The following is a 19213-nucleotide window of genomic DNA, read 5'->3' as shown; positions in this document are numbered from 1 at the left end:
GCGTGCTACCTTTTTTCTTGAGTGATCGCTCAACAATGGAAGGTGGTCAACCGCCATGGGTGCACGCACACTTGAAGGCAAGGTCGCGCTGGTAACCGGCGGCAGTCGAGGCATAGGCCGGGCCATCGCAAAACGGCTCGGCCGCGACGGCGCCACTGTCGCCGTCGCCTACGCCCGCGACGAGACGGCAGCGAACGAGGTCGTCGCGCGCATCCGGAAGGACGGCGGCTCGGCGTTCGCGCTGCGGGCGGAACTGGGTCGGCACGGCGACGCGGCATCCCTGTGGGCCGCCTTCGATGCTCACGCCGGCGAGTACGTGTCGGACGGGGCCGTCGACATCATCGTCAACAACGCCGGCATCGGCCGCAGCCCGGATCTGGCCTCGCTGACCGAGGAAGGCTTCGACGAGGTCTTCGCCGTGAACGTCCGCGCGCCGTTCTTCATCGTCCAGGAGGGACTGAAGCGGCTACGCGATCAAGGGCGGATCATCAACATCTCCAGCGGTGTGGTCCGCCTTGCCATGCCGGAGATCATCGCCTACGGCGCCACCAAGGGCGCCCTGGACACCTTCACCCTCAACCTCGCCAAAGAACTGGGCAACCGGGGCATCACGGCGAACTCGGTGGCGCCTGGAATCATCGACACGGAAGCCCACGCGAGCTGGCTGCGCGGCAATCCTGAGGCCGAAGCCCACGTGGCTTCCCTGGCCGCGCTGGGCCGGGTCGGGCAACCGGAAGACGTGGCCGACATCGTGGCCTTCCTCGCCTCGGACGACGCGCGCTGGGTGACCGGCAGGGTCATCGACGCGACAGGCGGCGCCGGACTGTGAGCCTTCCACCCTCGCGCCCAAGTACGCCCCGGCGGCTTCCGCCCGAGGGGGCCGCAGGTGCGGCGGTGCGGACTGTCGTGATCCTTTCCGTCTGATCGGCCCGCCCGTCATGCCTCGTGTCTCCAACGCGCGTATCGCCCGCGAGACCGGACTGCACCTCGACACCGTGCGCCGCTGGCGCAACCAATGCGCGAGGGCTGGCCTGCCCGGGCTCAAGGACCGTGAACGCAGCGGCCGTCCGACCTCGTTCACCCCGCTGCAGGCCACCGAGGTCAAGACGCTGGCCTGCCGGCTGCCCGCCGAGACAGAGGTGCCGATCTTGCGCTGGAGCTGCCCGGAACTGGCCCGATAGGCTGTCGCCCCCGTATCGCCCCGGCCCTGTCGGCCTCCACCGTGCGCCGCTGGCTCGCCGAAGACCCGATCAAGCTTTGGCAGCACCGCTCCTGGACCTTCATCACCGACCCGCACTTCCGCACCAGGGCCGCGCTCCGAACGCGATCATGGTCTACACCCCCGTGCACGCCCCCTGGACCAACCAGGTGGAGATCTTCTTCTCCGTCGTCCAGCGCAAGGTCGTCCAACCCAACGACTTCACCGACCTGAACCAGTCCGCGACCGGCTTCGAGCATTCGAAGACCGCTACAACGCCACAGCACAGCCGTTCCAGTGGGAGTTCACCACCTTCGACCTGGACGATCTGCCGGCCAGGCTCGACCGGCACACCACCGAAGTCGAGCTCCACAAGGTCGCGGCTGTAACCCAGAGGCGGTCTCGACCGCCGCCTTACCCGTATTCCGGTATGCGCGGCGGCCGTACCTTGTGGGGCAAACGACCGGCACACTCAGCGACCGGGCCGGGCTACTGTGCCCGTCGTACGGGGCTGACACCGGCCATGGCGGTCGCGCATGACCTCACCCGCAGGGCGACCCTCGCCTGATGCGGCGTCGACTTGAGGCGGTGCACGACTGACAACGTTCCCTGCACGGACGACAAAGGCCGAAGCCCACTACGACCCTAAGGTTCCTGGGCGAGGTCAGAGAAAGGTAGCTGTTCGGCAGGCGTGGACGCGCATAGATCAGACTCGCTGTTGAAAGGAACCAATAGGCATGCGCAAGGCAGGTAAAAGCAAGGCACTTCTCGCGACGGGGACCATGATGGCGGCCCTGCTGGGAGGAGTGATCACCGCTGCTCCGGCCAACGCAGCAGCCCCGGTGTTCGCCAGCGGGTCCGCTGCGGCCGCGGCGAGCCCGTGCGGCGAGACGACGATCAGGTCGCGCACCGACAACACTTTGATCATCGTCCCCAGGATTCGGGGCGGGATCTCGACCTGCTACGTGCAGCAGGGCATGAGCGGCGACTATGTCTACGCCCTGCAGATAAACGTCCTCGTCTGCTACTCGGGGACGCCCGCCGCAACCTATATCAAGAACAGTGGCGGCGCTGACGGCGTCTACGGCACCGGCACCCGAGAGGCGTTCAAGTGGATCCAGAAAAACGTGTGGGGCCTCACTGGGAGCAACGTCGACGGCGTCTACGGCCCCTACGCCCGCGACCACATGCTCTTTGCGGTGTGGTGGCACACGAACCTCAACCCCACCACCACCACAGGCAGGTGCTCCAGATACAAGGTGTGATGGGCCTCCGCGGAGCCTACAGCACGGTTCCCCAGACCACCGTCCAGGGTGCCGATTGCCTGTCCTCGTCCACCCGCCGTTCTGGGCGGAGTGCCTGTCGAACCAGGCGGGCAGCCTCTATCAACCACTCCAAGGTGTCGGGAGCTGTCTGGTGGTCGTGTGGATTCGGTGCGGTCAGGCCTCGGGGTGCGTGGCCGCGTGACTGCACCTGACACCCGAACTGGCAGCTGGCCCTCCCGCACGGCGGGGTTATCCGTTGGGTGGCGGGTGAGACAGACCGGGCCAGCCTGGGCACGCGACTACCACTTGGAGCACGTCGGATGAGCAGCAACGTACTGACCATGTACGGCGGGCCGAGACGAGTCGACGGCCAGGGCCAGGCGAAGGTGGCGGACATGGTCAGCTTCTCCGACGGGTCGGGGCCGGCGCCGTCGGCCGTGTACGTGGAGCGCGAACTGCCGCCGGGAGGCACGTCCGCGTACCTTGCGGCCCGGGGCGGCGGGGCCCGTTCCTTCGCCCTGTGGGCCGACGATCAACGCCGGGAGCGGGTGGCCACCGTGGTGACTCTCTCGGCCGGCGGCGGCGTCGCGAGGTTTCAGGTGCTCGGCACGCACGGCGAGGTCATCGGCACGCTCATGCGCGAGAAGGCGCTCCGCGCCAGGGGTCTGCGCACCCGCTGGACCGTGCACCAGCCCGGCGGCCCCGAAGCGGTGGGCTTCAAGGGGAGGATCGTATGGTGGTGGATGTGGTGGCTCTTGCTGCCCCTGATGGTGATGGTCCTCGTGATCAGTGTCTTCGACAGCGTCCCTGGCAACGAGGGCGGCTTCGCACGCGCACCCCGGCGCATCCGGTGGCGCGCGAACGGGCAGGTCCCGCTGGAGTTCAGGTCCAAGGGCGACAAACTGCACGTACACGCACCTGGTGTGGACTGGCGGCTCGGAGCCGCGCTGATCGCCCTCCTGCGCAGCTTCAACCCCGGCGCGTGGGACTCGGTGAAGTAGTGACCTGGGAGACGACGCTCCGACGCGGTGCGTGCTGTGGCGGCGGAAGTTGGCGGTTCGGGGCCGCGCACCGTAGAACTGGGCCTCATGTCTGATCAGTGGCCAGCCCAGCGCCCGGCGCCAGGGCCCTTGCCCGGTCCGCCCGGCGGGTACGGGCCGGCGCGGTTCCAGGAGGTCAGTGCCGGGTACCGGCGTTGGGCCGGCGTCCTGCTCTGGCTCGCGATCGCCGTCGCGGGTCTCATGGTGGTCGCTTTCGTGGCCAGCATCGTCCTCCTGGTGAAGGCAGACGCGGACGTGGACAACGCCGCCTACGGTTATATTGCGATCTTCCTCTGGTTCGGGATCACCGCCGCGATCCCGGTGCTGCTGGCGCTCGGTATCCCCGCAATCGTCATGACGCGGCGTGTACGGCAGCAGGAGCGGCTGGGCCACGATGCTGTGTACCGAGGATTCAAAGTCGGCGAACAGTAGTCGAGCGGGCCACATGGCCGCCAATCCGGCGATGGTCCCCGCGGCGCCAAGCGCCGATCCCCAGGAGAAGAGCCCGCTGGAGTCGATGCGGTTGACGGGGTCGCCCGCGGCGTAGAGGTGGGGGTTCTGTTCCTGGCCGGAGGGGTCGGGCGCGGCGCGCTCCCGCGCCCACGTACTGCCCTGCACGTCCCGATCCGGGCTGTAGGCCAGCCAGCCCTGACCGTCCATCACGGCGCTGCGGCGGCGCCATTCGGCATGCCACGCCACCCACTGCTCGGCGAGGTCCTCCGGATCACCTTCGTACGGACTGCGGCCACCAGGGAAGTCCGGCTGCTGGCGGGTCTCCCGCTCCCGCCGCTCCACTTCCGCGACCTGCCCGCGACCTGCTCCACGCTCAGCCCCTCGCCCTGCCGCCGGACCGCAGCCCGGGCCACATCAGCAGCACTCCACATCACGCACTGCCCTCCTGCGCCGCCCACTCCGGACCGAGGCCGGCCAACTGCCCACGACGCTCCAGGCTCAACTTCCCGACCCTCCTGCGGGTGTTGTCCAGGAACGCCCCGAACTGATCGGCTCACCGTCCACCACTTCCAGGTCTTTGCGTGCGAGGCGTAGGTGGCTTCGCGTGCGTGGAATCGGGGGGCGGCGAGGTTGGTGTTCCACCGTTCATTCTCCGACCGCCGCACCGGCCCGACCGGCTCGCCCTCAGCCGCGGGTTCGATGCCGGGGTTCTCCGGCAGGTACTGCTGCGCGGATCAGCTTGTCCCACCCCACCCACTGCCCGGTGATCCACGCCCCCAGGTCCTCGCCCTGGACGATGACCGCGCCGGGCCCGGCAGGCAGACCGGCTCCGGCCTTCTGTTTCGTTTGCGTGCGGCGGCTGTTGGGTCGGAAACGGGAAAGTACCTTCCTGACCTGGGGCGATGTACCTTCCACGCGGCATCGCCGGAGGCGCGTCCGGCGGGAAAGCTGCGGTCACCGCTGGGCATCGGTATGTGATGACCAACGATCCCGTAGTGGCTGCTGAGCAGGGAGTGCGAGGCCGCCCAGCAGACGGCGGTCGGGGTGCACGATGCCGCTCACCTCGACCGCCGACGCAGTCGCACTGCTGTGAGAGGTGGGGCAGACGCGAAAGAACTTGAGCACGATGGCATAGACCTTTCGCTACGGGGCACTTGACGGTCTGCTTGGCGCTGTCCGGCGGTGAGCGCAGCGTTGGATGTCATGGGTACAGCCAGTTCCCCGCGGTGCGGCCAGCCGTCCTGCGGGACAGGCTCTGAGGGAGAGGTATCAGCATGATCTGCCCGGCGGAGAAGGAGCTACGCGCCGTGCTGGCCCGGTTTGCTCAGGCACGCATCGAACACGATGTGCGCCCAACCGGCCGCACCAGCCGGGCTCTCGAGGACTCCACGTACACGCTGTGCGTGACGACCGGAACCCGTACAGCCGAGCAGGCACTGCCTGCAGCAGATGCTCTGCTTGAGCAGTACAAGGCGGGCCGTGCGAGCCTTTCTCGACAAGACGAGACGCTGGCCGCGTAGGGGCAGCGCGCTGCCACAAGGCTCCATGGGCGCTGCTACGTTCGCTGGATTGCGAGTTGGTCCAGGCCGAAGCTGGCCGCGCCATATCGCGGTCACGTCGTGCTCGGCTTCGTCCACGTGGCCGAGTACGTCTGGAGCGAGCGCAGGGCGTACTTCTACCTGGCCGACGAGCAGGCGTGCTGCCGGTAGGGCTCGATCATCGGGTGGGCGTCGGGGTCACGGGTGGAGCCGAGAATGACGAGGGCGTGCTCGAGGAGGGGCGGTCATCGTGTGGAGGCACGGCGCTAGCTAGTCCGGCGACCAGGCGAAGCGGCAACCCCACCCCCGACCAGGCCCACAACCGACCAGCATCGTTCGATCATGCAGCAACCGAGTTCCTGGCGGAACCCGTGACGGTCTGTCCGGCCGGTCAGTGGTTGGCGGCGCGGTCTTGTGTCGATCGGCGGCAGGCCGACCACAGCCGGGGCACCGGAGATCATTCCGCGTTCTCCAGAACCGCGCGGCGGGAGGCCGGGGCGTCGGCGGCCATGTCCTCGGCGGCCGCGGCCGTGCCCTCCATCGTTCCCTCGGCCGGAGCGACGGCCGGGGCCGTCGCTCCGTTCCGCCGCGTCATCCCGACACCCATGAGGACCACGGCCATGCCCAGCACCATCCGGACGCTCAGGTCCTCGCCCAGGGCGGCGGCACCGAGGAGAACGGAGACCACGGGCAGCAGATAGCCGACCACCGCGGCGTTGGTGGCCCCCTCGTCGTTGATGATCCGGCAGGTGAGGTGGAACGTCGCTGCCGTGCAGAAGACACTGAGGACGACGGCCGCGATCAGGACCGTCGGGCCGGGATCGACCGACTCCAGGCCGCCGATCGGCATCGCGACGGCGGTCAGCCCGCTCGCGGCGATGAGCTGGGCGGCGGAGAGCGAGATGGTGGGGGTGCCCTTGCGTACCAGGGTGCGACCCATGTAGGTGAACGCGACGGCGTAGCTGGCGGCCGCGCCCAGGATGGCGAGAGCCCCCCAGCCGCCGGCACCGGACGACTGCCAGGGCGCGAGGATGACGATCGTGCCGACGAAGCCGAGCAGGAGGCCTGCCAGGCGAACCGGGCGCAGTCCGCGTTCCGAGCCGAGGGCGAGACCGAGAGCGATCGACCAGAGCGGGGTCGTGGCGTTCAGGACTCCTGCGAGGCCGGAGTCGACAGTCTGCTGGCCCAGGCTGAACAGCGCGAAGGGAAGCGCGTTGCAGAAGAAGGCCGCGACGACGATGTGCCGCCAGACGGTGATCCCCTGCGGCATGCGCCGGCCCGTCGCGTAGCAGGCGACGGTGAGCACGAGTGCCCCGAGGGCGCAGCGGACGAACGTGACCTGGAGCGGGGAGAGCCCGCGCAACGCCAGTTCGATCCAGAGGAAGGTCGAGCCCCACAGAAGGGCGAGAACGGCCACCCGTACGCCGCCCTGCAAACTCCGTGTACTGCTCTTCACGATGCTTTCCTCCTTCGGTCGACATGAGCCTCGGTCTGCGCCCCACGCCCTGCGCTCTCCCGGGCCTTTGACGATGCCTCAGACAAACTTTGAGGACAAGCGAATGATTCTGCACAGTTTGTTAAGCTGTACTACATGCTTGATGTGAGACGGCTTCAAGTCCTGCGTGCGGTGGTCACCAGCGGCACGGTGACCGCTGCCGCGGCCCACCTCGGCTACACGCCGTCTGCCGTCAGTCAGCAGGTGGCGGCGCTGGAGAAACAGGCCGGCACCGCGCTGCTCGAGCGGGTCGGCCGCGGGGTCCGGCCCACCGCCGCCGGTCTGCTGCTCACCGAGCACGCGGCCCTGATCAGCTCGGCGGTCGCCCAGGCGGAGACCGCCCTCGCCGACCTGCGCGCCGGACGCATCGGCAGCCTGTCGGTCCGTTACTTCGCCACGGCGGGCTCCACCCTGGTGGCCCCCGCCCTGGCCCGGCTCCGCGCGGAGCATCCCGGCGTCCGTGTCGACCTCGAACTCGCCCACCCGGATGACCCGTTCCAGGAGGTGGTACAGGGCCGGGCCGACCTGGCCGTGGTAGTCCAGGCGAAAGACCGCGTCCGCGACGGTTTTCGGCTCGTCCACCTGCTCGACGACCCGTACGACGCCGTACTGCCCCTCGGACACCCACTCGCGGACAAAGAAATTGTCGACCTGAACGAGCTGGCCGGCGAGCAGTGGGTCGGCAGCGAGCCGCCCGGACCCTGCCTGGAACCGGTGATCGACTCCTGTGCGGCGGCCGGCTTCAGCCCCGACTTCGTCATCCGGAGCGAGGACTACGCCACCGCGCAGGGCTTCGTCGCGGCCGGCCTCGGTGTCGGTCTGATGCCGAGGCTGGGACTGCGCAGCCGGCATCCGGGCGTCGTCGTACGTCCGGTCCGCAATCCCGAACCGGTCCGGGTGATCTCGGCGGTCGCGCGGGAGATCGCCCTCGACCAGCCCGCCCTGCGCGGCCTGCTGACGGCACTGCGGGACGCCGCGGCCGCCGACCGGCCCGGCGGACTCGACAGGCCCGCAGTCAACTGACCGCGGTCCGGGCGGCTCGGGCCGGCGGCAGGGGGCATGTCAGGCGGAACCGGCTGAGGGCTTCCGGGCCGTCGTCACGCGCTACGAGAAACGCGCATACATCTACCTCGGCACCGTCACCCTCACAGCCCTCATAATCTGGCTCCACACATGATCTAAGAAAAAGTCCCTGGCTATGGAGAGATCGGCGCCCTCGTGGCGGGGACCGATTTGGCCAAGGCCGACAAGGTGCTGTGGGCCCGCAATGGGAATGCCCTGTTCCGCTGCAGTGGTCCGCAGGTCTTCTGTATGTCTCATTCAGGGGACCCCCTCGCTGCCTCACGATCTTGTCCCTGGCGTGTCCGACCTTGGCGGCGCATTCGAGAGGAGTGGCCCTGGTGGTGTCCGAGGGTGCTGTGACCGAGAGGGCGTGGCAACGGCATCAGGAGGCGGGGACGGGCTCCAGCCGGTAGGCGTCTGCGTGGGCGAGGACGTGGCCGGCGGTGGGTGGTGCGAAGTGGGTGCCGAGGAGGAGGGTGTCGGTGCCGGCGAGGGAGCCGAGCAGCTCGCGGCGGGTGGTCTCGGACTGTAGCGGGTCGATGTCGACGCAGGCGCCGATGGCGGGGTGGGCGAGCTGGACGGGGTGGTGGACGCAGTCGCCGGAGATCAGTGCCGTCTTTCCCTGGCTGGTCAGTTCGACGGCGACGTGGCCGGGGGTGTGGCCGGGTGTCGGGATCATGCGCAGGCCGGGGGAGATCTCGGCCCCCGTGTGCGGGACGTCGACCGTGCTCAGCAGGCCCGCCTGTTCGACGGGGATGACGGAGTCGCGGAACATCTGTTCGCGTGCCTCCTCCATGTCGTATGTGGTCCAGAACTCCCGCTCGGCGCGGGAGGTGAGGTAGCGGGCGTTGGGGAAGGTGGGGACCCATTCGCCGTTCACCTGCCGTGTGTTCCAGCCGACGTGATCGGCGTGCAGGTGGGTGAGAATCACCAGGTCGACGGAGTCCGGGGGGAAACCGGCGGCGGTGAGGCGCTCCAGGAAGCCGGTGCGCAGGTTGTGCCAGGCCGGGTTGGCCCGCTCCTTGCCGTTGCCGATCCCGGTGTCGACGAGAACGCGCAGCCCGTTCACGAGGAACGCGAAGCTGTGGCTGTCGATGTGCAGAATCCCGTCCTGGCCGGCGAAGTGGGGGTGCAGCCAGTCCTGGGCGGTCACCACCTCAGGGGTGGCGTCGGGCAGCAGCCAGGGCCCGGTCGCGGGCGGCAGGGCGGCCTCGTCGATGCGGTGGACGGTGACGCCGCCCACGGTCCAGGAGGGGATGGGGGCGGTGGCGGGGGAGGTGTGCATTGTGTGTCGTTTCCCTTGTTCTCTTCAGCGGAAGCGGTCGGTTGTTCTCTTCCGTGGGAGCGGTCGGCTTCGGGGCGGGGCGGGCCGCTCCGCGTCGTGACGCGGTGAGTGCCGCCAGGGCGAGGAGAGCGGCGGTGATGGCGTAGGCGTGTGAGGTGGCCCCCAGCCCGTAGTGCTGGGTGGCGGCGCCCGCGGCGACAGCGGGCAGGCTCATGGAGAGGTAGCTAGTGCTCTGACCGCATTGGTTCGCCGGGTCGTTCAGGCCGCAGCGGCGAGGGGGCGTCCGCCCCAGCGGATGTTCTTCTCGCTGCGGATGCGGGCGCGTTCCTTACGTTCGGCGGTCAGGACGTCGCGGTGGCGGGCGTTGGCGTTGCGCCAGCGCAGGTAGGCGTGCAGGGCGCGGGTCTGGACGGTGTGGTTGGGGTGGTGGGAGTTGGCGATGGTGAACTGCCTCAGCGGTCCGAAGTGGGCCTCGATCGGGTTGGCCCACGAGGCGTAGGTCGGGGTGAAGCACAGTTCGACCTTGTGTTTCCTGGCCCAGCGGCGGATGTCGGTGCCCTTGTGGGCGGACAGGTTGTCCAGGATCACGTAGATGGGGGCGCCGTCGGGCCGGGCGGCGCGGATCGATTTCAGCGCGGCCAGCGTGTTCGCGGCGCCCTTCTTGCGGTGGTTGACGCCCCACAGGGTGTCGTCGCCGACCGAGTAGCAGCCGTGGAAGTAGCGGACTCCGTGGGTGCGGTGGTAGGTGGCGGGCAGCCGGTCGGGGCGTTTGCGTTCTGCCCAGCCCGAGCCCGCGGTGGGCCGGATCCCGAGCGGGCCGAATTCGTCGAAGGCGAAGACCCGGTCTGGGAATCGGTCGAGGACCTCTTCGATCCGGTCCAGCTTCGTCTCGCGGTCCGGGTCGGGGGACTCCTTCCACGTCTTGGTGCGCTGGAAGGTGACACCGCGTCGGGCGAGCAGGCCGCGTAAGGTCTCGCGGCCGATCCGGATGACCCGACCGTGGATTTTCCGCAGGTAGCCGACGAGTTTGCGCAGTGACCAGCGGGTGAAGGGCTGACCGAGCTTGGTCGGGCGGGTGGTGGCCGTCGCCACGACGAAGTCCTCGTCGTCAGGGCTGAGTCGGCGGGGACGGCCTCCCGCCCACTGAGGGTCCAGGCAGGCCAGGCCGATCTCGTTGAAGCGGTGGATCACGTCGCGGACGGTGTCCTCGTCGGCCTGGACCAGCTGGGCGATCACCGGCACCCGGTTCCCGCCGGCCGAGGCCAGCAGCATCATCGCCCGCCGGTAACGCACCGAACTGGTGCTGCCCCGACGCACGATCTGCTGCAGCTTCTGCCCCTCCTGGTCGGTCAGTCTGCGCACACGGACAGGCTCAGCCACCGCACCTCCAGCGATCGGATCGGACGTCACCGCCCATCCAACCGCCACGATCACCAACCCGGCGAACCAACGCGGTCACAGCACTAGAGGTAGCTGAGGACGTACTAGGCGGCCAGTGTCGCGGCGCGGTCCCGCTCGTCGAGCGAGGCGAGGAGCATACGCAGCGCCCCCTGGGAAACGGCGCCGAAGGCGATGCCGGCCAGCACCGCGCCGCTGTAGACGGTGACGGTGGGGGCGGGGGCGAAACGGACGAGCAGGGTGGAGGCGAGCACGCCGGTGGCCATGCCGGCGACCGGGGTGACGCTGCTGGCCAGGGCGGACCGGCCCGGGCGCCGGGGGGTTTTCCAGGTCGAGGAGTGCCGCACCCGCGGCGCTGGTGGCCGCTCCTTGCAGGACCCGGGCGATGGTCAGGGAGCCCGCGCCGTCCGCTGAGGCCAGGAGGACCATGGAGGCGGCCGCCATGAGCAGGGCGCCTGCCAGGACGGGGCGTCGCCCCACGTGGTCTGAGAGCGCTCCGGCGGTGAGCAGGGCCAGCAACAGGGCCAGGGCGTACGCGCTGAAGACCACGGTGACGGCGAGGGCGGAGAGGCCCCACCGGTCCTGGTAGAGAGGGTAGAGCGGGGTCGGAGCGCTGGATGCGGCCAGGAGGGCCGTGAGTATCGACACGTCGAGGGCGAAAGAAGCCGTACGCCTCTTCGTAGGGGCGCGGGCGGACCGATGGGCGCCGTGCGCGGGTGCGTCGGCCACCGCGGGTGCGTCGGACATGGCGCCGGGCATGGGACCCCTTCCTTAAATGCAATGAATTTGCGTTAAGGAACCGTAGAGCGTGCAGCCGGGTTAACGCAAACCGTTGGCTTTAGTGGGGACGCTTCGCCGCCACGCCCCTGATTGGGAGAAGCCACGTGCCCTCCGCTGAGCTCACGCCGCCTGAGGTCGCCCGCTGGGCCGGGACACCCCCGCCGTTGACACCGGCCGGAACGGGAGCCGGGCCTGGCGGGCGGGCGCGTCAGGGTGCCGCGCAGTTGCCGCCTCGACCATGTCGACGCGGGTGGAGACCACCGTCCGCCGGGGCGTCGCGCAGCTGGAGACGCTCGGCGCCTGTCTCATCGAGATCGACATTCCGATGCCCCGGTACATCGAGGCCACCCAGTGGGGGCTGATGGTGCCGGAGGTCACCGCCTACCACGAGGGCACGCCGCGTACAGTCCCCGAGCTGGTACCAGGCGGACGTCTGCATCCTCCTGGAGGCTGGCGAACCGATGGGTGCGGGCGACTATCTGCGTGCTCAGCGTTCCCCGACGCTCATGCAGGAGGAATGGGGCCGCATTCTGGAGAAGGTCGACGTGATCGGCGCCCAGGCGGTCCCGATGACCGCGGTGAAGGCCGGTCAGAAAAGCGTCACCTGGTCCGACGGCTCGACCGAGGCCGTCTCCGACGCCTGCGTGAGTCTGTCCTCCCCGGCCGGCATCGCCGGAGTGCCCGCTCCGTCCGTCCCGGTGGGCCACGACACGGCGGGCATGCCGATCGGTATGCAGCTGTTGGGGCGGCCCTTCGGCGAGCGGCAGCTGCTGTGGGTGGGCCACGCCTACGAGCGGACGCAGTCCGCCTGATCGCTCGCGCCGGCCGTCTGAGAGCGGTGTGCGGGCCGGACGGTTCCGGCCCGGCCCATATGCCGTTCGGCTCCGGTCGGGATCAGGACCGGATGCCCGCAGCGAGGGGGGCCTGGCGCGGCCGTACTCCTCCTAAACGCAATAACCGTGCTTTAAGGTGAAGTCATGAGTCGCAAGCCGATGGTGCGCCCCGGCGGGCGCAGCGCACGGGTTCAGGCTTCGGTGCACACCGCTGTCCGCGAGATCCTGTCGGAGCGGGGCCGCGACGCGGTGACCGTCCCGCTGGTCGCCCGGCGCGCCGGAGTCACCCCCTCGACGATCTACCGCCGCTGGGGCGACCTTCAGGAGCTGCTGTCGGACGTCGCGGTGGAGCGCCTGCGGCCCGACACCGCGCCGGAGAGCCACGGCGACCTGCTGTCCGACCTGACGGCTTGGGCCGAACAGTTCCTCGACGAGATGTCGTCCCCCTCCGGCCGCGCCTACATCCGTGACGCTCTGCTCGGCGACCCGGACGGCAGCAACGCCGGTCAGTGTTCGGCCTACGCGGCCGAACAGGTCGACGTCATGCTCGCCCGCGCGATCGGCCGCGAGGAGAACACTCCCGACGTCGAGACGGCGATGGACCGCGTGGTTGCCCCCATGATGTACCGCATCCTCTTCCGCCCGGCCGGACTCGACGCCGCGTACGCCCGTCGGCTCGTGACCGAGCTCCTCGACACGGGCGAAGAACACCCCCTCCCATGATCCAGATTCCTCGCGGCCCGCGCAGGAGGATCGCCCGCATTCACTGTTGCTCATGCCCGCGGGCTATCGCAGCTCGGGCGAGGCGAGGGCCCCGGGCGGCGATAGCCCGGTTGCGTTTCGAGCCCAGCCGGAAGGTCGGCAGCCGCCGCTCCAGCTCCTGGAGTCATCGATACGCCGTCGCGCGGCCCGGCAGCTTCACCTCGCCCTCGCCCTCGCCGTAGCGGGCAACGAGACGCGGTCTGTGCCGCGCTGGGCTTGTCGCCGGGCAAGAGCAAGGTGGAAAGGATTCCGGTCGAAGCAGAAACGGCTGGTCGAGCGGGGCTGGCTGGCGGAGCAGGGGCCGGGACTGTTCACGCCGGGCCGCATCCTGGCGACGGACGGGGATGCGCTGGTGCAGACGGAAAGCTCCGCCGTGCGCGGCCGCGCCGGTGCGGGGTCGGGCTCTCGTCCCTAGCGTCGTTGGTGCCAACCAAAACGAAAGCCGCAAAGCGATAGCCCGATGACTGGAGCGTATGCGGCTGCCGCGGTGGCTGACCCATTTGCCCGAGCCGCTTCTTTCCTCACTTGTCTCATCGATTCCCTCTCCCGTCCCGATGCACTGTTCCTGCCCCATGACCAGGTGGAGCATGATGCGGAGAACGGGGCGAGGGAACTGGCGCGTCTGCTCCTGCAGGGCCACCTGGACCTGCGTGCCCGCCAGGAAGAAGCACACCTGACGGCCCTGGAGGCCGGCGGCCGGGCCGCACTCGCCGCGGGCCGCACCCGTCTGGAGAAGCACCACCGCCGTCAACTGGCCATCGTGGTCGGGACGGCGACCATCAGCCGGTGCGCGCTGCGCGCCCCGAAGCAACCCAACTACTACCCGGCCGATGCGGTGTTGGGGCTCCCGGGTGGGCGTCACAGCCTGGGCCTGCGCCGGCTGGCGGTGCTGGAGGCCGTCCGCGACTCCGCCGACCAGGCGGTCGGACGCCACTGCGGGACACGTCCACTGGGCAAACGCCAGGCCGAACAGCTGGTGCGTGCGACCGCGGTGGACATCGCCGCCTTTTATGCCGCCCGCACCCCTCCTCCCACAGCCCACACGACGCTGCTGGTGCTCAGCGTCGACGGCAAGGGGATCGTGATGCTCCCCGGCCATCTGCGGGAGGCGACGCGCAAGGCCGCCGAGCGTGCGACCCGCACCTTCCGCACCCGTCTGTCCGCCGGGGAGAAGACGGGTCGCAAGCGGATGGCAACCCTGGCGGTGGTGCATGACGCGGACCCGGCGCCGCCCCGGCCGCATGACATCATCGCCCCGCCCGGCGGCCGCGCCACGGGCCGCATCCCGAGAAAGGGGCCAAAGGCCCGCGCGAAGTGGCTCACCGCTTCCGTCGAACACGACGCGGACCAGGTGATTGCCGCCGCGTTCGACGAGGCAGAAGCCCGTGACCCGCAGCACCAGCGATGCTGGGTGGTGCTGGTCGACGGCGCTGCCCACCAGCTGGAGCTGATCCAGAAGGAAGCCGACCGTCGGGCGGTCACGATCCATATCGTCCTTGACATCGTGCACGTCATCGAGAAGCTGTGGGCGAGCGCACGGTGTTTCCACACCGCCACCGATCCCGCCGCCGAGACCTGGATCGGCTTCAAAGCCGCCAGGATCCTGGTCGGCGATGCCTCGGGCGCCGTCCGTGACCTGCGCAGCGAAGCCGCACTCGGCCACCTCACCGACGAACAACGCGCCACGATCGACAAGACCTGCCACTACCTGGAGTACAACGCCGCCTTCGTGCACTACGACCAGGCCCTCGAAGCCGGCCGACCCACCGCCAGCGGCATCGTCGAAGGAGCCGCACGCCACCTGGTGGCCGACCGCCTCGACATCACCGGCAGCAGATGGAGCGTTCCCGGCGCCGAAGTCGTTCTCACCCTCCGTGCCCTCATCAGCAACGGCGACTTCCCGCAATATTGGATCTTCCCCACCCCGACCAGCACCACTACGAACTCAGAGCCTGACCCTCAAGGTCACTTCAGAAGAGCCGCACCCGAACAGGATTGTCCCGTGGCTGGAGGAGAACGCCCCGGACATCGGTGGGGCCAGGTGATGATCCATCCTGCCCGTCCCGGCCACCCGTTCCAGTCACCCGTTCCAGGGCGCCAGTGTTTCTGCTGGTCAGTGCCCGTTCCAGCGTTCCAGCGTCCCAACATGATCGCTTCTTGTGGCGGGCGGAACAGATCACGGAACAAGCTGTGGCCGTCCAAGCAGTCCGCTGGACGACCCACTTCCGCACCATGGAGATCTCCGATGCGTTCGCGACTTGCCGCCCGCTCCACCCGACTCGCCCTCGCCGTGGCCGCCGCGGCTGCCCTGGCTGCCACCGTAACCCCGGCCGCCACCGCCGACAGCGCAAGCACCGCCGCGCGGGCCTGCGCCACCAACGACCTGACCTTCGAGATCACCTCGAAGACGCAGGCAGGTGGCTACCTCCTCGTCACCGCCAAGGCCAAGTCCGGCATCACCTGCTACCTGGAGGGCGTCTTCCCCTCCGCGTCCTTCGGCTCCGCCGCCGACACCGAGCTGCGGCCCGCCGAGCACAGCGTCAGCGACGACGTCGTCCTCTCCGGCTCCTCCGCCGCCTACGCCGGCATCAACCCCAAGTCCACCAACAACGAGAACGGCAGGCTGTTCGAGAAGCTCCACCTCTCCGTCACAGGCGACGAGGACAACTTCGTCACCCTCGACCTCCCCCACACCGTCCAGGTCGACCGCCCCCTCGCCACCAACTGGCACGCCGACCCCGCCGACGCCGTCCCCTACAGCTGACCCCCGCGACGGACGCCTCCACGGCGCCCGTCGACAACCGCGTCGCCCGCCCCCTGCCCTGGCGGCGGGCGACAGACGGCTGACCAAGGAGCTTCCGTCCGGCGGAAGTCCACTCGCCGGGATGGAGGCTCCTCTTCGTCCTGAACGGTGCGCGTCTTGGCTGGGCAGCCGCGTACGAGGTCCTGACCGGTATCACCTCACCAGCCAAGGCCGACCCACAACGGATGACGTGGCCGTTGTCCCTGGCAGGCTGGGCCGCAATCCCCGCCCTCATCGGCGGCACCGTCGGCTACCTCATCACCGTTCAGATCCAAACGCACCAAGCCCGCGAGTTCCTCCGCTACGACCGGGCGCTCGCCCGGGGCTGGCCGATCGGCAGCGGCGTGATCGAGGCCGCGGCCAGGCATCTGGTCTCCGACCGCCTCGCGATCACCGGAAGCCGCTGGAGCGTCCCCGGAGCCGAAGCCCTCCTCCAACTCCGCGCGATCATCAGCAACGGCGACTTCACCGCCTACTGGCGCTGTCACGTGCGTCAGGAACACACACGTCTCTATCCCCGCCTCGACCAGGCGATTACCGCCTGACGGCCTGAACGATCTCACTGCAGGAGAGCCACACCCTTGTCCTTTTGTCTGCCTCGGGTCCATGCCGTACGGAGGAATCCGCGATGGCCTGCGGCCAGCTCTGCTGGTCAGTTTGCTTGTGTGCGGGTGTTGTTGAAGCGGACGCCGGCACCCCAGCCTTCCCGGGCGGTGGTCAGGCACCACTGGCACAGGGGCAGGCCGCCGCTGCCGTATTGGTGGGTGTTGCGCTGGCAGCCGGAGCAGGGTCCAACCAGGCTGCCGGAGCAGGTGAAGGTGGACGGATCCGGCTCACTGATCGGCGGCGACTACACCGGATCCCTCGTCGACTGGGCGAAGGAGAAACTCCAGCTCACCCTGCAGATCGTCAAGCGCAGCGATGACATGACCGGGTTCGTGGTGCTGCCCAGACGGTGGGTGGTGGAGCGAACTCTGGGGTGGCTGTTGCGCACGAGGCGTCTGGCCCGGGACTACGAGACGCTGCCCGCCAGCAGCGAGGCGTTCATCCCCTTCTCGGCGAGCATGCTCATGGCCCGCCGCCTGGCCCGCATCACTGCCGCCGACCAGACGATCAGGACGCCGCGTCAGGAGCGGACGACACTCGCGGCATGAACCGGCCCGACGGCGAGAGGGCCAGCCAGCCCCGCTCGACCAGCCGCTTCGCCTTCGACCGCACCCCCTCGATTGTCGCCGGCACCGGCTCGAGCCCGCGCCGGGCCGTCATCTCCTTCGCCATCAACTCCGCCCCGCCATCGGGGAGTTCGGCTTCCAGTAGCTCCACGAGCTGCCGGTAGTCCGGCGCGGAGCAATGCTCAGGACTTGTGGATCAGCACTGGGAAGGGACGCGGAGGGCGTACCTTCCCGAATGATCCTGTGATGGTCACCGAGTAGGCCCGCGTTCGCAGCGCGGGTCGGGAAGGCACGCCCGTGCTCAGCGTAGTGAACGCCGACGGCTCCACCGAGTCCGGCTCCCTGATCGACGAGATCGTCCGCGAGGGCGCGCGGCGGATGCTCGCCGCCGCACTGGAGGCCGAAGTCAACCAGTACATAGCCGAGTTGGCCGCTGAGACGGATGAGGCCGGGCGCCGCCTGGTGGTCCGCAACGGCCACCACCTGTCCCGCACCGTGACCACCGCCGCAGGCGCCGTCGAGGTCACGTCCCCGCGCGTGAACGACAAGCGGGTGGACGCGGCCACCGGCGAGCGGATGCGGTTCTCCTCGAAGATCCTGCCGCCGTGGTGCCGCAAGTCGCCCAAGGTCAGTGAGGTGCTGCCGCTGCTCTACCTGCACGGGCTGTCCTCGGGGGACTTCGTGCCCGCGCTGGAGCAGTTCCTCGGCTCGGCGGCGGGGCTGTCGCCGGCCACCGTGACCCGGCTGGCGAAGCAGTGGAGCGACGACCACGCCGCCTTCCAGCAGCGCGGCCTCACCGAGTCCGACTACGTGTACGTGTGGGCGGACGGGGTGCACCCCAAGGTCCGGCTCGGGCAGGCGCACTCCTGCGTCCTGGTGCTGATGGGTGTGCGCCTGGACGGCACCAAGGAACTGATCGCACTGGCCGAGGGGCTGCGCGAGTCCACCGAATCGTGGGCCGACCTGCTGCGCGACTGCCGCCGACGCGGCATGCGCGATCCCGAACTGGTCGTCGGCGACGGCGCGATGGGCCTGTGGAAGGCACTCACGGAAGTGTTCCCGGCTGCCCGCCACCAGCGGTGCTGGGTCCACAAGGCCCGCAATGTCACGAACGCCCTGCCGAAGTCCGCACAACCGGGCGCGACGAAGGCGATGCAGGAGATCTGCAACGCCGAGGACCGCGGCCACGCCGAGAAGGCGATCGAGGCGTTCGCGAAAACCTACGGCGCCAAGTGGCCCAAGGCCGTCGCGAAGATCACCGACGACGCCGAGGAACTGCTGGCGTTCTACGACTTCCCGGCCGAGCACTGGATCCACCTGCGGACCACGAATCCGATCGAGTCGACCTTCTCCACCGTCAAACTCCGCACCAAGGTCACTCGCGGCGCCGGCAGCCCGGCCGCGGCCCTCGCGATGGTGTTCAAGCTCGTCGAGTCCGCCCAGGCCCGCTGGCGCGCGGTCACCGGCGCCCATCTCGTCGCCCTCGTCCGCGCGGGCGCCACGTTCGAAAACGGCGTCTTGGTCGAGCGACAGGAGCAGGCCGCATGAATTACCACAACGCTCCGCAGGAGGAACCGGCCGAGCACCTCCGCTTCGCGGCCTACCTGAGCGAGCTGGAGCAGGTCTCTGACGCCGACGAGGCCGACCTGGTCAGTGAAGTCCTCACTGATCCGGACCAGACGATGGCCCAGTCCGCCGTCCTGCGGCACCTGGACCGCCGGGCCACCGACATCCATCCCGTCCCTGCCTACGAGCCATGGGCCGAGTGGATGACCCAGGTCACCGCCCGCCATCCGTTCCTGGCCCGTCGCCTGCAGGAATGGTCTCTCTTCCGCGCCATCACGCTCGGGCAGCCCTGGCGCCGCGACGCCTTGCTCGAGTCCTCCGACTGGCTCCAACTCAAAACCGCCGCCGGTCCGAACACCGAGGCCATTGAGGTCCTCGTCGAGCACGGTCGCACCAAGCGGATTCGCAACACGGCCAAAATCAACCTCACGCAATCGAGCCCGCGCTCTACCGCAAGTCAACCCATCCACAAGTCTTGACTATTGCTCGCGACTGGGTGCGGACAAGACCCGTGGGCTGTCCGTCGTGAGTGAGGAAGCCGCTCTCGGAGACGCTGAGCCGCT

19 protein-coding genes and 2 pseudogenes are annotated in these 19213 nt (G+C 69.2%); 15 read left to right on the top strand and 6 right to left on the bottom strand.

Annotated elements, in window-relative coordinates:
* The first annotated feature begins 55 nt into the window (after positions 1–55).
* The 7 genes from O1Q96_RS25225 to O1Q96_RS25195 all read left to right on the top strand — a co-directional run bounded on the left by O1Q96_RS25225 (position 56) and on the right by O1Q96_RS25195 (position 5476).
* Positions 56–829: an SDR family oxidoreductase gene (locus tag O1Q96_RS25225; protein ID WP_269250325.1), complete on the top strand. Its 774-nt coding sequence runs from the start codon at positions 56–58 to the stop codon at positions 827–829.
* Between the two features lie 109 nt (positions 830–938).
* On the top strand, positions 939–1181 hold the full coding sequence (locus O1Q96_RS25220) for a helix-turn-helix domain-containing protein (RefSeq protein ID WP_269250324.1): 243 nt from the start codon (positions 939–941) through the stop codon (positions 1179–1181).
* A gap of 148 nt (positions 1182–1329) precedes the next feature.
* On the top strand, positions 1330–1587 hold the full coding sequence (locus O1Q96_RS25215) for a hypothetical protein (protein WP_269250323.1): 258 nt from the start codon (positions 1330–1332) through the stop codon (positions 1585–1587).
* A 348-nt stretch (positions 1588–1935) separates the two neighbouring features.
* Entirely contained in the window at positions 1936–2463 is a 528-nt protein-coding gene (locus tag O1Q96_RS25210; protein WP_269250322.1) for a peptidoglycan-binding domain-containing protein, read from the top strand.
* Between the two features lie 320 nt (positions 2464–2783).
* On the top strand, positions 2784–3464 hold the full coding sequence (locus tag O1Q96_RS25205) for a hypothetical protein (protein WP_269250321.1): 681 nt from the start codon (positions 2784–2786) through the stop codon (positions 3462–3464).
* A gap of 255 nt (positions 3465–3719) precedes the next feature.
* A complete protein-coding gene (locus tag O1Q96_RS25200) occupies positions 3720–3935 on the top strand; it encodes a hypothetical protein (protein WP_269250320.1) in 216 nt (71 codons plus the stop codon).
* A 1295-nt stretch (positions 3936–5230) separates the two neighbouring features.
* A complete protein-coding gene (locus O1Q96_RS25195) occupies positions 5231–5476 on the top strand; it encodes a DUF5133 domain-containing protein (RefSeq protein WP_269250319.1) in 246 nt (81 codons plus the stop codon).
* Positions 5477–5951: 475 nt separating this feature from the next.
* On the opposite strand, the gene O1Q96_RS25190 is transcribed toward O1Q96_RS25195, so the two are convergent.
* Positions 5952–6953, bottom strand: a complete 1002-nt coding sequence (locus O1Q96_RS25190) for a DMT family transporter (RefSeq protein WP_419587067.1) — start codon at positions 6951–6953, stop codon at positions 5952–5954.
* 132 nt (positions 6954–7085) lie between these two features.
* On the opposite strand from O1Q96_RS25190, the gene O1Q96_RS25185 reads away from it, so the two are divergent.
* Positions 7086–8012 carry a LysR family transcriptional regulator gene (locus tag O1Q96_RS25185; protein WP_269250317.1) on the top strand — a complete coding sequence of 309 codons (927 nt, stop codon included), beginning with the start codon at positions 7086–7088 and terminating at the stop codon, positions 8010–8012.
* Between the two features lie 421 nt (positions 8013–8433).
* Here the strand turns inward: O1Q96_RS25185 and O1Q96_RS25175 are convergent, their stop codons facing one another.
* The 4 genes and pseudogenes from O1Q96_RS25175 to O1Q96_RS25160 form a co-directional block, all read right to left on the bottom strand.
* On the bottom strand, positions 8434–9336 hold the full coding sequence (locus O1Q96_RS25175; protein WP_269250316.1) for an MBL fold metallo-hydrolase: 903 nt from the start codon (positions 9334–9336) through the stop codon (positions 8434–8436).
* Positions 9337–9594: 258 nt separating this feature from the next.
* Positions 9595–10716, bottom strand: a complete 1122-nt coding sequence (locus O1Q96_RS25170; RefSeq protein WP_269246408.1) for an IS630 family transposase — start codon at positions 10714–10716, stop codon at positions 9595–9597.
* Positions 10717–10820: 104 nt separating this feature from the next.
* Entirely contained in the window at positions 10821–11000 is a 180-nt protein-coding gene (locus tag O1Q96_RS25165) for a hypothetical protein (RefSeq protein WP_269253979.1), read from the bottom strand.
* 133 nt (positions 11001–11133) lie between these two features.
* A pseudogene (locus O1Q96_RS25160) lies at positions 11134–11481 on the bottom strand (MFS transporter); the annotation flags it as partial.
* 225 nt (positions 11482–11706) lie between these two features.
* Between O1Q96_RS25160 and O1Q96_RS25155 the strand changes: the two are divergent.
* The 5 genes and pseudogenes from O1Q96_RS25155 to O1Q96_RS25130 all read left to right on the top strand — a co-directional run.
* Positions 11707–12326 (top strand): annotated as a pseudogene (locus tag O1Q96_RS25155) (amidase family protein); the annotation flags it as partial.
* Between the two features lie 165 nt (positions 12327–12491).
* Complete coding sequence (locus tag O1Q96_RS25150; RefSeq protein WP_269250315.1) at positions 12492–13070, top strand: TetR/AcrR family transcriptional regulator; 579 nt, start codon at positions 12492–12494, stop codon at positions 13068–13070.
* 619 nt (positions 13071–13689) lie between these two features.
* The gene (locus O1Q96_RS44305; protein ID WP_331276063.1) at positions 13690–15873 is read left to right on the top strand and encodes an ISKra4 family transposase; all 2184 of its coding nucleotides are present in this window, start codon (positions 13690–13692) and stop codon (positions 15871–15873) included.
* Positions 15874–16013: 140 nt separating this feature from the next.
* Positions 16014–16457, top strand: a complete 444-nt coding sequence (locus O1Q96_RS25135; protein ID WP_269253713.1) for a DUF6313 family protein — start codon at positions 16014–16016, stop codon at positions 16455–16457.
* Between the two features lie 273 nt (positions 16458–16730).
* The gene (locus O1Q96_RS25130) at positions 16731–17066 is read left to right on the top strand and encodes a transposase (RefSeq protein ID WP_419586941.1); all 336 of its coding nucleotides are present in this window, start codon (positions 16731–16733) and stop codon (positions 17064–17066) included.
* On the opposite strand, the gene O1Q96_RS25125 is transcribed toward O1Q96_RS25130, so the two are convergent.
* The gene (locus O1Q96_RS25125; RefSeq protein ID WP_269250314.1) at positions 17026–17235 is read right to left on the bottom strand and encodes a hypothetical protein; all 210 of its coding nucleotides are present in this window, start codon (positions 17233–17235) and stop codon (positions 17026–17028) included. The genes O1Q96_RS25130 and O1Q96_RS25125 overlap by 41 nt on opposite strands.
* Positions 17236–17381: 146 nt before the next feature.
* On the opposite strand from O1Q96_RS25125, the gene O1Q96_RS25120 reads away from it, so the two are divergent.
* Together O1Q96_RS25120 and O1Q96_RS25115 are read left to right on the top strand one after the other, a co-directional pair.
* Entirely contained in the window at positions 17382–18632 is a 1251-nt protein-coding gene (locus tag O1Q96_RS25120; protein WP_269250313.1) for an IS256 family transposase, read from the top strand.
* Positions 18629–19129 carry a hypothetical protein gene (locus O1Q96_RS25115; protein WP_269250312.1) on the top strand — a complete coding sequence of 167 codons (501 nt, stop codon included), beginning with the start codon at positions 18629–18631 and terminating at the stop codon, positions 19127–19129. The genes O1Q96_RS25120 and O1Q96_RS25115 overlap by 4 nt, the downstream gene beginning before the upstream one ends.
* Positions 19130–19213: the final 84 nt, after the last annotated feature.

It is taken from the genome of Streptomyces aurantiacus, assembly GCF_027107535.1.
Classification (GTDB): Bacteria; Actinomycetota; Actinomycetes; order Streptomycetales; family Streptomycetaceae; genus Streptomyces.
Note: the sequence above shows the minus strand (reverse complement) of the source record. Positions and strands in the feature narration are given on the sequence as shown.